The sequence below is a fragment of the Euzebyella marina genome, from assembly GCF_014855515.1.
GTDB classification, from domain to species: Bacteria; Bacteroidota; Bacteroidia; order Flavobacteriales; family Flavobacteriaceae; genus Euzebyella; species Euzebyella marina.
The window spans coordinates 491,290-506,506 of the sequence record NZ_JACYFK010000001.1; the positions used below are offsets into that span (position 1 = coordinate 491,290).

Below are 15,217 nucleotides of genomic sequence, written 5' to 3' on the forward strand. Positions count from 1 at the left end.
CGGTTTTAAAATGGATAACCGATGGCAAAATTGAAAATCAGGTTGTCATCGCCACCTTCGAAAAAGGGTATTCTGCTTCTTTCACCTTCAGGCAAGTAAGGCACACGTACCGGGGAGGCCAAATCGAGTCTTATTACAAAACTCTGGATGTCTACCCTTAATCCGAAACCTACGCCTACGCCCAACTCTTTTGTCCAATCTTTACCAAATTTACCTTCGGTCTGCAAACGCTCATTAAAGGCTATGGCCTCTTCGGACTCTCCATCTAAAAGTTCTGCTTCGGTAGTCAACCAAACGTTTCCGGCATCGGCAAAAAATGCCCCTTTTAAATAAGACCAAATAGGAAAACGGTATTCTAGATTGGCCTCCAAACTTAAGTTTCCAGATTGATCGAAGAAACTGGTCGTTGAATCGTCAGTTGAGGTGAATGTACCTGGGCCCAATGAACGAATCTTAAAAGCACGAACACTGTACGGTCCGCCAGAAAAGAATTGCTTCACAAAGGGCAGCGTTGTTGAATTACCATAAGGCACGCCCCAACCACCATATAATCTAGCAATCAATGTTCGCTCTTTGGCCCAGCGAAAATAATACCTGAAATCGACATCGGCCTTGGCATATTGTGCGAATTCTAAGCCAAAAATGGTCTCATTTCCGCTAACAAGACTCAACAGGTTACCTGCTAAATCAATATTGGTCGACACGAAAATCGGGTTCGACTTATCTTCGTCGACCAGTTCGTTATACGTAAAAGTATAGGTCAACCCGGCAATGAACTGCTGTTCAAAGCTTCTACGTAAAAATGGATTTTTATCTAAAATAGCTTCAAACTCTTCGGTTGTATTGGTCAAATTCACGTAGTTTACACTGATAGGGTTCAAGGCGTGAAATACATATCTATTGGCATTCCATGTATACCCAAAAGAGGTATTGAAAGATGTTAAACTATAGAGTTTACTTCTATTCAAAAAATCGCCGCCCAAACTGATTTTGGTTTTTGGAACAGCATATTTAAACCTACTGGGTGAAAATGGTACCAAACGGGGTATGGTCAAATCGGTTTTTAATCCACCCCCGATACTACTGAGGTTCTGATTATCGCCACCGGAAATTTGAGTAGCATACTGAAAGTTACCAATGATGCTAAGCGTTTCACCTCCTTTAAACAGGTTTCGATTGCTATAGGCCACTGAAATACCAGGGCCCGCAAACCCGTTAGATTTAGTCACAGCTTGAAGTTCTGCCCTAATCGAACGCTTGGTTAAAGGAGATAGAAAAATTTCTGAGTGCAGCGACCCCGCACCATCTTTATTGGCCGTAGTATCTGTCTCAGTAAACTGAATGTTCACGAACTTGTAACTACCGATATTAGAGAGTCGATTGCTGGTTAGTTGAGCCGTATAGGCATTGTAAGGTTGACCCTTTTCAAATAGAATGTAGGGTTCTAGCTGTTCGGGCTTGAAATATTCCTCATTTTGCACAAAAGCCAGACCGTTGACCATTTTCGGACTTGTAACTTCGACGCTATCACCTAATGTGTAATTTGGATAAACAGTGATGGAATCTATCTCATAAGGAATAATCGAGCGTTCGGGCACTTGAGATTTTAACCTGAGAAACAAATCGAACTTTCGGTTATCATACCTGTTCGTATCGGCCTCAAAAATTAGAAAATCAGGATTGAAATTATAATATCCTTTCTTTTTTAATTCATTATCGATTCGTTCTCGCTCAAATTTCATCAAACTCAAATCAAACCTTTGTCCGTTTTGAATTTGGCTGTCAGTAAGCGCATCTTCAATCGCAGAATAAATGGGCAAAGAGTCTTTTTCTAGTTGAAATGTTTGCATGGTATAGGGCCTAGGCAATTCAGCAGAATACCTTATCGCCGCTTTTTTGGCACTACTGTCTACCTCAGAAGACACCCTGCTGTAGAAGAAACCCTTATTATCAAGTCTATTCAGTATTAACTCTTCTACCCGCTCAGGATTTGCCTGAGATAAATAAACAGGTTCTTCGCCAAACTTCTTGTTCAACCATTTATTCAGAAAACCAGGTTTTTCCCTTTGGGCCTTATAATGATAATACAGGCCTAATCGCATGCCCAATACAGATGAATTCGGTTGGGGCTGCAAGAGAGTTTGCAATTCTGCCTTTACCTTTTTAATATCTTGAACTTTCTCTTCTGTCAGTAAGTTTGTTTCGAGTTCTGCACCTGTATACAACACCTCTCCTTCAGGAATGTACTTTTCAACACTACACGAAAATGAAAATAGCAGTGCCATCATTAAAAGAAATGACCCCCTACCCATACCATATCTACCAACCTGTTCGTGCATATTTACTCTTCTGATTTTGCTTCTTCCGTATTAGCATCTTCTTTCAACGGATTGAACAATTGACTGAACCGATTAAATTCCCTATTGAAAATCAAGGCCAAACCGGTTACGATTAATTGTCCGTCAATAACATTCTCATATTCGTTTTTTCGGTAGCCCTTTAAGCGATACCTACCATCTTCTGTTAACAGATACTCTAAGCTAACGTTTCCGATGAGTGGAGTTTGACCCTGAGTGGCTTGTGAACTACCCTCTACATCTACGGCACTACCTGCGGTGACCACTAAGCGGTCATCAAATAATTTCTTCTTGGCGTTGATGTTCAACTGCGTTCTGTCTTGCGGACTATCGCCTTGGTAGTCGGTAAAGCTATCTAGATCAAAATCGACTTCAAAGCCGCTTTTTCCGAAAACCTTATCTGAAAATGCGTTTAGCTGTCCGGAAAGCACTTTATTCACGTTATCCCGAGCTAGGGCCACAGTACCACCCGCACTTCCGTCACTACCCGTATCGGGGAAAAATCTGTTAAGCGCCAATAAAGAAAAAACCTGCTTGTTCAACGCTGCCTCTTGTTCGTTCAACTGCTGCACCCTACCATAAACAGCCCCACCAAGAGACCCTTGCTCATCTTCGGGCATATCTAAATCGAACGATAATTGGGGTTGCAAAAGCTCACCTTCCACATTCAAATAGACCAGAAAAGGCAGTACTTGCTGGTACTTACCAGTGACACTTACATCTTGGCCAGAAGTTACGGCCGCCATCAAAGGTGCCGCGGAAGTCTCTACCTCATAAATAGCGGTAACATCGAGAGCCGCATCGGTTGGGTCTCCCCGCCATGTAATGCTACCCCCCGGTTTGATGGTAAACCGTCTGTTGACCAAATTGTACAGACTTGTCTCATAATGTCCAGAATTTAGTTCATACCGGCCCGTTAAATTAATTCGGCCATTAGGCGACATGTTCAGACTGAGCTCCGCATCGCCAGAAACTTGAAGATTGTCTCCGGTACGTTCATCGATAATGATATGAAAAACGGCATCGTCGGCAATCTCCAATATGGCACTTAAGTCGAACCCTTGGAACAAAGCCGGAGTCTCTTCTTGATCTTGCCGTGTTAGAATGGCATCTGGGTCTTCTTTATTCACAAAGATGACCACACCGTCACGTTCTTCTACATCTAACTGTTCTTCAGCAACCACATAAGTTACATCGGTTACGTTGCGAACTCTGAGTTTACCGTCTATTTGAGGCAATTCTAAGTCTCCCTTTACGGTCAAATCGGCATCTATGCTAGCCGTACCATAATAAAGTTCATTGTCTTCTTTAGTAGAATTGAGCACCCGAAACTCTTCCGCTTTTAAACTGAGGTCAAAACCAGGGTTGGTAAGTTCTTCCGTCGTAATATCTCCATCCAAGACGAATTGACCGTTGTTGGCATCTTTAATTTCAAAAGAATCAAAGAAAAGGCCGGTCTCATCAATTTTCAATGTTTCGTTATTAACCTTGAACAAAGAATTGAAATCGGCTATATTGAATTCGGTTTCATTGAAGGTCAAATTGCCATTGTACTTGGGCTCTACCGTAGTTCCGTTCACCTGTATACTTCCGGTAATGTACCCCTTTGATTCTTTTAAGGCTCCCTCTGACAATCCCTCGACAACGGCCATATCAATTTTGTTCAAATCGAGGTCAAGATTCAGTCTTGCCCCTGTTTCGGCTGCGGCATAATCTCCAACAAGATTCAAATCGACACCCCCATCTTTCAGTGCTAAATCGAAATCATAATCACCCTGACCTTTCGAGGAGGCGTTCAATGATAAATTACCCAAAGCATTCTGCATCAATTCGAGCCCATTAACCTTAAAGTTGGCTATCAGACCGGGCGCTTCAAACGGGTTTTCTATAATCAACTCTCCTGCTACCTGACCTGATGCCAATGCCTCATCAGGATTCAGAAGACTTAAAAAGGTCTGTAACCTGAAATTATTGAACAAAATACCCAAATGGTCTTTTTCTATATCTGAGATAGCGTTGCTCAAGGTCAATTCTTGAGAGTTTCTACTGAATTTCACATTCTGAAGTCCTAAATAATTTTCGGCAATGGTTACCTTGTTCTCTTGGGGCACCGACCAATCTTTCTTATTAAAAATCAATTCTGAGGGATTGATATGAACGCTTATGGTGTCTTTTTGAAGAACTAATTCAGAGGCCATATGCATTAACCGTTCTTGATCATCGTACGAGTTAAAGTCAAGCAATAGCTCTCTGTTATTTAAGTTCCCGTTGAGAAAGGTCTTTTTAATATTTATAGGTCCGGCCAAAAGCCCAGCGAAACCCGCCGAAAAATTTAAGTCGGTAGCACTACCGTTGACCGAAACTTCTAAACTATCTAGGGAATTACCATTATACACGATTGTGGGTAAATGCACGCCTGCCTTCAAATTTTTCGAGAAGGCATCGTAATTAGCCCGAATATTTACCGAGTCGAGCCTTTCAACCCCTTTAAGGAAAACCTTGGTGAGTATCGGAACGGGAGATAAGGCCAAGTTCACATCTAACTTGACATTTCTATTTATGGTATCATTATCAACCGTACTCGTAAAGTAACCTTCAAATTGTTTTTTAATACTGGCTATAACGGCATCTGGTGACGAATTCGACTTTACAATACCGTTCAAAAATTCACTTTCAATACTTACATCAGTATCGGTTTCCCCTATGGCCGCATTAATTTGAAAGTCTCCCATCTGATATTGATCGTTCTCATATACCGCTATACCCTCTGAGAAGAGGGCATTCACTTTATAATTTTCAGGAGTACCAATATAATCTGCTTTGAGTTTCACCCCAGCCTTAATATTGTCTCGGGTTACACCCAGGGCATACAGGTCGGCCCCTATGACATCTAAATTGGTTTCGATGTTGGTATTAACTGAATCTAATTGAATTTTGGTAGTAGAATCAAAATTCAGATTATCATCTTTAAATTTCATGGCTACCGTACCTAAACCATCACTCATTTGACCGTCTAACTTTAGGTTAGAAAAGTCATACCCTTTAATCATCAATTGGGTAAAATCTGAATTTAATGAGGCGTTGAGGGAGTTTAAGTCATTACCGCTTCCCTCTGCCTTCATAGCAAATGAAACAGCCCCCAACTGTTCGTTCTTGAACAATTTGTTCAATTGCAGGGTATCCACTTTTAAATCACCTTTAAAGCCAATGCTTTTAGAATTTTTATAGTTACCATCCAACTGAATTCGTCCCTCGGGCATACGTAAGTTCGCATGGGCCACTATATCGTCAAATTTTCCGCTTGCTTTGCCATCTAAATCAATTTGTGTCGGAAGGGCAACACCTAATGAATCTTCATTGACCAGCCTTTGTAAATCTTTTCTTTTGGTGGATAATGAAATCTTATCAAAATTGAATGATAGGGAGTCCGGTTCTGTGAGACGTTTTAAATTACCCTGCGCCGAGAGTGAAGTATTCTCTCCCCAATTTAGCATAAAATCTGCCACATCAACATTTGCCAAGGTGCCGTCTGCTTGAAGTCGACCTCTAATAGGAAGCTCCGAAGCTTTGCTCAAATATTCGTTTTCTTTCAATGAAGGCTGAAAATAATACAGATCGGACAATCCGATTTCTACTTGGTCTAAATTGACCTCCAATTCTGAATTATCAGGCTGGGCCATTAGACTCTCGAACTCGTCGTATTGAACGGTAACCTTACCTGACAGCGAACTATTGGCTGTAGAAAGGGTTAGATTCGAAAGATCGAGCCCCTTATCATCAAGATTACTTTTAAACCGGGCATTTCTTATTTCAAGACCACTGCCCTCTTTAAATGCCAGTTGATTCAACGATAAACTAATCTGCGCTGGCCGATAAGAGATGTTTGCGACATTCAAATCAAAACCAGAAAAAGAAAGGTTTTGTGGGTCAAACTGCTGTTGGGCCAATGTATCGGGCGCTCCGCCGTAAACGATTTGATTGTCTTGAAGGTCAATTTTCTCTACTTCGACCAAAAAGTCGGGCCATTTAAACTCTTCTGTATTACTGGAGCTTATGGAGTCGTTTACGGCACCCACAGGTGTAAGGATCTCAGCCAAAATTTTTGATTTGTAGAGTGAAACAAGATCTACCTCAAATTCATTATTGGCCAAATCTGCCTTAGGAAGCTCTAAAAGAAATTCTTGAATGTCGGCATCAAATTTCGTGTTGTCCGGTTCTGATTTGTATTGCAATTGAACATTCGAAATTTTCAATTGATCGACCACCAAAAAGGGAAGCTGGGTTTCCGTAGTATCTTGGGTCTCTTCAAAGGGCTTTGTCTGAAGGTAATGTCCTTGAACGTCTGACAATTCTAAATCGTCAAGCTCAAATCTCATTTCATCCAAATCAATAGTATTTGCGTCAACAAAAAGTCGCCCTAAAAGCAATTTTGTGTCGATACCGAGAAAGCCATCTTCATACTGAAGGTCAAAATCATTAAAATCGACAGAGCCCAAATCGAAAGTCATTGGCTCTGTCTCAGCCGGGGGTACTGTTACGGTATCTGCAGGTGCAAACGCATCGATTAAGAAACTAAAATTAAAAGCTTCAGAATTTTCCAATCTTTTCACTCGAGCCTTAAGACCTGACCATTGCAAAGATTTGAGATTTACTTCGTTGTTAAAAACAATCGGGGAAATTGGCAGGTTGGCCTCTAGCTCTCGAGAATATACCAGCGTATCATTGTTTTGATCTTGAAGATAAAGCCCCTCTAAATAGATATTTCCTGAAAAGGTCAAGAACAGACGGTCGATTTCAACAGTAGTTCCCGTTTTATCAGAAACGTATTTGGTTACCTTATTCACTATAATATCTTGACCCCACGGGCTTCTAATAAAAAGAACTAACGCTACGAAAATTAAAAGTAGGGCCAGCAATATGCGACCTAGAATTCTAAGAAATCGATATGGTTTTTTCTTATTCAAATGAGTGCAACCATTATAGGATTGGGTTTGTAAAAGTAAACTTATGAATCGGCATCATGACCAATGAAATTTATATTTGCCCAATAAAAGTTTAATTGGGCAAGAAACAATAGAATTTATGCTTCAAGTGATGCTAATCGATTAATTTTTGAGCTTAAACAATCTTCATTTAGGATAGATTTTCGAAAAGCAACATCTTTGTTTTTCGTAACTTAAGGTTATTACCACTCTTCAATTGTTAAAAATTTAGAATGCAGGGGAAGTTAACTCGATTACTCATCTTCACAATATTCATATGGCCTTGTATAATCGGGGCTCAAAACCTACTACCTCCCATTTATAATTATCGGGTTTTCGAATACAATGCTGCCGGCCAAAATTGGGGCCTTTCGGTAAGTGAAAAAGGTGAACTTTTCAGCGCCAATGATAAGGGGCTTTTATACTTTAATGGTGAGGAATGGGTTTTAAACAAATTGCCTAATTCTACCATCATCAGGTCGGTTTACGCCGATGGCCAGCGTATCTATACGGGTTCCTATGAAGAGTTTGGGTATTGGGAAAAAGATGAAACCGGTTTACTCAATTATACCTCTTTGACCCATCTGATTCAAGACCACACCTTTACTAATGAAGAGTTCTGGCAGATTATCCCTTTTGAAAACAAAATTGTATTTCGTTCTTTCTCTACCATTTACATCTACGAAGATGATCAAATTACCATTTTTAATCCTGAACAAGTAATCACGAACATTGCTGTTCAGAATAACCAGTTGATAGTTGCCTCTAAAAGCAACGGCCTTTTTGAACTTCAGGATAATAAAATGGTTTCGTTACCATCATTTGATGAGTTTCAGAACGCAACAATTATAAGCATAGAATCTTTTAAAAATGGCCTTCTCATCGGCACTCAACTTAAAGGTTGCTTCGTATACCAAGACGGCAATTACGTAGGTTTCGATAAAGAAATCAACGAATTGCTCAAGCGCGATCAACTAAACAAAATTTTATCCGTTTCAAAGAATGAAATTGCTTTCGGCACCATTAAAAACGGAATCTACCTTTACAATACCTCGACCAAATCGATTAAAAACCTCAATAGGGGTACGGGCTTGCAGAACAATACGGTTCTTTCAATGGCTAGGTTCCATAATCAATTTTGGGCCGGACTTGAAAATGGCCTCGACAGAATAGGTGTCAATTCCCCCATCACCTATTACACTGACTATTCGGGCATCTTGGGTACAACCCACGATATAGCGCAAAATGAAAGTACTACTTACTTGGGCAGTAATACAGGCATTTACCTGCTCAATAAAGAATCCCTCTCTTTCGTAGAAGGTTCGCAAGGTCATGTTTGGGACCTTGAAACGATAGAGAACAACATTTTGGCTGGCCACAATACGGCCACATTTAAGATTGAGGGCAATAATATTAATAGGGTCTCTTCAATATCAGGTGGATATGAATTTGCAAAGGTTCCAGAGAGTAATAACACTTATTTACAGGGAACATATACCGGGGTTGCCAAATTTGTAAAAAGTGATAACCAATGGTCGGTCTCAGAGATTTCGGGAATCAGTTTTCCAGTAAAGCAATTGTGTTTTGAAGATGCGCATACTTTGTGGGTTGCCCATTCTTACAAGGGTCTTTATAGATTTAAGTTAGATGAAAATTTAGAAAAAGTCATAGAAAGCAAAGAGTTTGGTCCTAGTGACATTCCCAATAACTATCAGGTTAAGCTCTACCAGATAAAAAATCAAATTATACTGCAAAGTGATGGCCAATGGTTCAAATATGATCCAATAGTCGGTGAGATAGATGCCTTTGAAGAATTTGTTAGTTATAGTGGCAAATCGTTGATATATGCCGACGGCGACAATTTTTGGTTTATTGATAACAAACCGGATAAAGAATTGGTGTATACCGACCTCAAGGGCAAAACAATCTATATCGCCAAGTCGCAATTAAACGAACGCTTGGTTCCCGATATGGAGCGTATCATAAAGCAAACCGACTCTACCTACTTGCTCACCCTAAGCGACGGGTTTGCAAAAATCAACTTGACCCAATTAGAGAAGTCATTGACCAACGCCATTACGGAGACTCCGGAGTTAACCCATTTTCAAGATACCGAGAAACGCTATTCGGTTACAGATACCATTTTTGATGTACCGAATCGGCATGCAAACGATATTACGCTACAGGTGGCATCGCCAAGTCTCGTCAACCCAAGATATTATTATGAGCTCTCGGGTGAAGTAACGCGATCCAGCTATAGTGAAGATGGAGAACTGACTTTTCAAAATTTACCTCACGGACTTTACGAACTAAAAGTTTCCACTGTGAGTATGGACAATAAGAAATCTAGGCCAAAAATATTGGCATTTGAAATAGCTCCGCCATGGTATTTGACCAAATGGAGCCTTCTATTTTACCTATTGCTACTAATAAGCACCATTTTCATAGTGCGTTGGTACAATCGAAGAAAATTAAAAAGAAAGCACGAAGCTTTGAAGGTGAAGTTGCAACACGAACAAGACGAGCGAGTCGCCCAATTAGAAAAAGAGAAGCTCGAAAAAGAAATTAAGGGCAAACAAAACGAACTCGCGCGCACTACTATGAGTGTAGCCAAAAAAAATGAATTGATATTGGAATTAAAGGATTTGATGGTATTGAACAAAGATGCATTTTCAAATAAACAGCGCTATAGATCCCTGACCAAGAAACTGGATAGTTCAATCAACGAGGATGAAGATTGGAAACAATTTGAGGTCAATTTTAAAGAACTACACAACGACTTCTTCGAAAATCTTTTAAGGCAATACCCAAGATTAACTCCAAAAGACTTAAAACTCTGCGCCTACCTTAAAATGAATCTATCAACAAAGGAGATAGCACCCCTTATGGCCATAACGGTAAGAGGAGTAGAAATACATCGCTATCGCCTTCGAAAAAAACTAGGTATCGACAGTTCTCAAAACCTTTCAAATTTTCTGATAAAGTTCAAATAGTACGTTTTCTATATTGATAGAGCACATAATGCTCATATTCACCTTTTTACGATATTACATCATCACTACATCAAGGTGTTAAAATTAATGATTTGTTAACTCAGCAAACTACTGCAAAATACTTGAAAGAAGGCTGTTTGAAGGCCTATTTACGGTGATGTAGTTTTTATGTAGAGGTGTTAAAATTTCACACTACACTCTTTTAATATCTTGCAACAGATTAACAACTCATTAAAATATCAACTCAATTTTTGAACTATTATGAAATTAAGAAGCTATTTTTTACCTATCTGCTTTTTGATGCTACATTTAGCTATGTTTGGGCAGGATGGTATAACGGTTTCGGGTACGGTGAGCGATGCTCAAGGTTCTCCGCTTCCTGGAGCCAGCATCGTGGTATCAGGTACGACAACGGGTACCCAAACCGATTTTGATGGCAACTACACCCTAGATAATGTTCCTTCAGACGGAACTCTTTCAGTTAGCTATATAGGTTTTACGAGCAAAGAAGTGGCCGTTAATGGTCAAGAAACCATCGATGTTACTTTAGAAGAAGACACCCAAGCACTCGAAGAAGTGGTAGTTGTCGGTTATGGTACGCAAAAGAAAGCCGACCTTACCGGATCCATTACTACGGTAAAATCAGAAGATATAACGAGAACTCCCTCTGGCGCGGCTATGCAAGCGCTTCAAGGTAAAGTGGCGGGTTTACAAGTGGTAAGTAGTGGTGCGCCAGGTACCGGACCCACCATTAGAGTTCGTGGTATTGGATCGTATGTTGACGGCGCATCCAATCCTTTATATGTAGTAGATGGTACTTTTTACGATGATATCGATTTTCTTAACAATGAAGATATAGAAACAATATCTGTTTTAAAAGATGCATCGGCATCGGCCATTTACGGTGTACGTGCCGCCAATGGTGTTGTTCTGATAGAAACAAAATCTGGTAAGGCCAATCAAAAACCACAGGTGACCTACAACGGTTATCAAGGTGTACAGATAGCACATAACGTGGTCAAACTATCGAACTCTGAGCAATTTGCCACGCTGGCGAGGGAATCCGGTTCTGCGGCAGAAGCCCAATTCATAGACAATGCCATTCAAAGATATGGGCGAAGCAGAATCAATCCGAACGTTCCAGATGTAAATACCGATTGGTACGATTTAATTTTGAGACACGCCTTACAACAAAACCACAGTTTAGGGGTAACAGGTGGTACCGAGTCGACCACCTATTCGGTCGGCCTTAGCTTTTTTGAGCAAGAAGGTCTTTTGAAAATGAAGAACGACTATGAGCGATTTAATATTCGTACTAAACTCAACTTCGATATAAGCGACCGCCTGAATGTCGGTGTATCTGCCTTAATGAGTAACGCTACTAGGTATCGCCCAGAAGATGGTGCATTTGCCTCTGCTTATTTCGCCGTACCTACCATGCCGGTATTAGACCCGTCGAAAACCGATGCATATCCGAGACCTTATGCCAACGCGCAAGATTTGGGTTATCGTGGTACACAGAACCCGTTTCCTTTGATGGATAATACCGAAAACCGTAACAAGACTCGAAATACGCTTATGACATTTGATGTCAATTATGAGTTAGTGCCCGATAAATTGACTTTTAAGACGGCGTACTATCATAACTTTGAAACTTTAGATGTTCGAGAAGTACGGTTACCTTACTTCTACGGTAATGGTAATGCTTTTAGGGAAAATGCCGAACTGATCAAGAGAAATGAAACTTTCTCCGAACAGACGTGGGACAATACACTTACCTACAACGACAGTTTCGGAGACCACAACCTGACCATTCTAGGGGGTACTTCTTTTAGAGATCGCTCTTTTGAACTTCTAGAGGTAAAAGCACTTAACTTCCCCAATGGCCCCGGTATCGGTGATGAATCATACTATATCGATTTGGCCGATACCATCGATACCAGTACCGATAGCGGCAAAGTAAGGGTAACCGGTGATGATGGTACAAGACAATATTTCTTTTCTTACTTCAGCCGATTGGCCTATAACTATGCCAACAAATATTTACTCTACGGAACCTTTAGGGCTGACGGCACAAGTAAATACCAAGAAAAATGGGGCTATTTTCCAACGGTTGGTGCCGGATGGGTTATCTCTGAAGAGTCCTTCATGCAAAATGTTGGTTTTCTTAATTTCTTAAAATTGAGAGGTAGCTGGGGTGAATTGGGTAACGCCAATGTGGCCGCCAGTACGGGAGGCATTACATCTGATGAGGTGGTAGCCGCATTCGGAGACACAAGTTACGCCGGTATCGTTACCAGTAGTGATTTTGAGGCCCTTAAATGGGAGGTAACGGCCGAAACCAATGCAGGTATATCGGCCCGTATGTTCGATAATCAGTTGACATTAGAGGCTGATTATTTTAACAGGGAAACCAGGGATGCCGTTATACCCGTTTCAAGACTATTGGTACCTGGTGAGACCAGACAGAACGTTGGTCGCATTAGAAACACCGGTTTCGAATTTGTGCTGAATTGGGAAAAACAGGTTTCTGAAAACTTCCGATACAATATCGGAGCTAATTTTTCTACCTTGGATAATGAGGTGTTAGACCTTGCCGATCAAGAAAACTTGACTACAGGGGGCGATACTGCTCAACGTACCGTAGTCGGCGGTACTATAACACCTTTCTTCGGTCTTGAAGTTGATGGGGTGTATCAAACTCCTGAAGAGATTTCATCTGATCCAGCCGCACAAGCGGCGATTGCCGATGGACTTGTGGTCGAACCCGGAGATTTTAGGTTCGTAGATTACAATGGCGATGGCATCATTGATGCGCAAGACCGTGTCGATTTAGGTTCTTATTTACCAACCTATAATTTCGGTTTCAACTTTGGTATGAACTATAAGGCTTTTGACCTGTCATTGAACGTTATCGGTCAAGGTGGCAACGTTATTGCCAACCAAAAGCGTTTTGCGATTCGACAGACACCCGACCCCAATATTGATAGAGACTTCGCCATCAATAGATGGAATGGTCCGGGTACATCGAACAGTTACCCGAGTGCCCGTGGAATTCGCAACCCTTGGAGCAATCAATTCCTGAACAGTTTCTTTGTGGAAAAGGGTGATTTTGTAAGACTTCAAAACGTTACTTTGGGTTATACCCTACCCCAATTGAAAGGTAAATTCAATCCTGATATTAGATTCTACCTAACCGCGGAAAGACCACTCACATTGTTTGAATACAACGGTTTCACTCCTGAAGTTGCCAACGGTCGTGACAATCAGACCTATCCGATTCCCGGTGTATACACTCTTGGCGTAAACATTAAGATTTAAAAGATTAGCTATGACTCAACTATATAAGATATCAATAAAATTTGTGGTGCTGGCAACCTCGATAGGGTTAACGCTCACAAGCTGTTCAGATGAACTAGATCAGCCAGAATTGAACAATAATTTTGCGGGAGGAACCGACTTCTCAAAAACCGATGACATGATTTTCTCATTGATCGGAACTTACCAAGCCGTAAGTGATAGAGGTTGGGAGCAACCTTTGGTCGTCTCCACAAGGGGAGATGATGTGAACGCCGCCGGTGACCAGCAAGGTTTGAAAAACCAAGACAGATATGTTTATGACAACTCTTTCTTTGGCTCTCGTACCCTTTGGGAAACCTATTACGGCGATATTATTGGGGCTCATACGGCCATGGAGCAAATTGAAAGGTATATGGAGCTGGCCGATGACGAAGGTATCGCCCAGGGGAACAGATATATTGCCGAAATCAAGGTATTGCGCTCTATTCTACTTTTTCAGCTTTCGCAGGTATATGGCGCCGTGTTTATTCCAGAGTCATCTGATTTAAATGCCTTTTCAGATGTAACATCGGTACCAACAAAAGAAGAGGTGATGCAACACATATCAGATCAGATGGATGAAGCGATTCCGTTATTGCCAAACCTAAGGCCTAACGAGCGTACCGACCTTCCTGGAGGTGTTACGAGATATACCGCTCTTATGGTTAAAGCAGTAGCGAATCAAGAGCTCAAAAATTATCAAGTAGTAGCCGACGCAGCGGGACAAATTATTAGTTCTGGCAAGTTTAGTCTATATCCCGACTTTTACGAGCTGTTCAAAACTCCTGGCAAACTTAGTGATGAAAATCTTTTTGAGTTTCAATACTCCGATTTCGGTTCAGGTCAAGGCGAAAGGGTAAGCCATTTGTATGCACCTTACGGTCCCAATTCATGGACACCCTCTGTTGATGGTTCTTCCAATGGATGGGGCTTTTTCGAACCTAGTATGAAATTCGTAGAATTCATGTTGGATAGAGGGGAGACAGAACGCCTTGAAACTTCGGTATTTTTTACCCAGAAAGGTATTGATAGCTTGGTGAGCACTACTTCTTATACTACTGCAGATCTTCCGGCTTTCGTAAGCCCGACAACTAGGGATGGAGATACGAACACTTCTGATGTAAGGGCCATTTTCTCGAGCGGCAAGCATTATTTACCTAGCAATCAGTTGATTACGGGCAGAACTGAATACGGCAGTAATAAGAATTATATTGTATTTCGCTATGCCGAAACCCTTCTCATGTACGCAGAAGCATTGCTTCAAGGAGCATCTAATTCAGTAATGACAGCCGACGAAGCGGTCAATATAGTGAGACAGAGAGCCGGAATGGACCCCCTTAGCGGTGTAACTTTAGATCAAGTAGTCGATGAAAAATATGCAGAGTTGTCAATGGAATGGGGCAAACGCTTTTTCGACATGGTAAGACTTGAGAGATACGACGACCTCAGTTACGATGGTAGAACCTTTACTGCTGACAAGAAGTTTGTGACCTATCATCAAGACCAAATTGATGAATTTCCCATACTAGGTGAGATAGCTAACTAA

The 15,217-nt window shown here is 41.1% G+C and carries 5 protein-coding genes; 3 read left to right on the forward strand and 2 right to left on the reverse strand.

Going from position 1 to position 15,217, the window contains the following annotated elements; all coding sequences use genetic code 11:
* Positions 1-5 precede the first annotated feature (5 nt).
* Together tamL and IL356_RS20280 are read right to left on the reverse strand one after the other, a co-directional pair.
* Positions 6-2,339 carry a translocation and assembly module lipoprotein TamL gene (gene tamL / locus IL356_RS01985; protein ID WP_225621366.1) on the reverse strand — a complete coding sequence of 778 codons (2,334 nt, stop codon included), beginning with the start codon at positions 2,337-2,339 and terminating at the stop codon, positions 6-8.
* A 2-nt stretch (positions 2,340-2,341) separates the two neighbouring features.
* Positions 2,342-7,201, reverse strand: a complete 4,860-nt coding sequence (locus IL356_RS20280; RefSeq protein WP_162987790.1) for a translocation/assembly module TamB domain-containing protein — start codon at positions 7,199-7,201, stop codon at positions 2,342-2,344.
* Positions 7,202-7,572: 371 nt separating this feature from the next.
* Here IL356_RS20280 and IL356_RS01995 point away from each other — a divergent pair, with 371 nt between their 5' ends.
* The 3 genes from IL356_RS01995 (at position 7,573) to IL356_RS02005 (ending at position 15,217) form a co-directional block, all read left to right on the forward strand.
* Positions 7,573-10,332 (forward strand): helix-turn-helix and ligand-binding sensor domain-containing protein, encoded by a 2,760-nt coding sequence (locus IL356_RS01995; RefSeq protein ID WP_121847462.1) that lies wholly within the window; start codon positions 7,573-7,575, stop codon positions 10,330-10,332.
* A 300-nt stretch (positions 10,333-10,632) separates the two neighbouring features.
* Positions 10,633-13,653, forward strand: coding sequence for a SusC/RagA family TonB-linked outer membrane protein (locus IL356_RS02000; RefSeq protein WP_225621367.1), 3,021 nt, complete (start codon positions 10,633-10,635; stop codon positions 13,651-13,653).
* A 10-nt stretch (positions 13,654-13,663) separates the two neighbouring features.
* Positions 13,664-15,217, forward strand: coding sequence for a RagB/SusD family nutrient uptake outer membrane protein (locus tag IL356_RS02005; protein WP_121847460.1), 1,554 nt, complete (start codon positions 13,664-13,666; stop codon positions 15,215-15,217).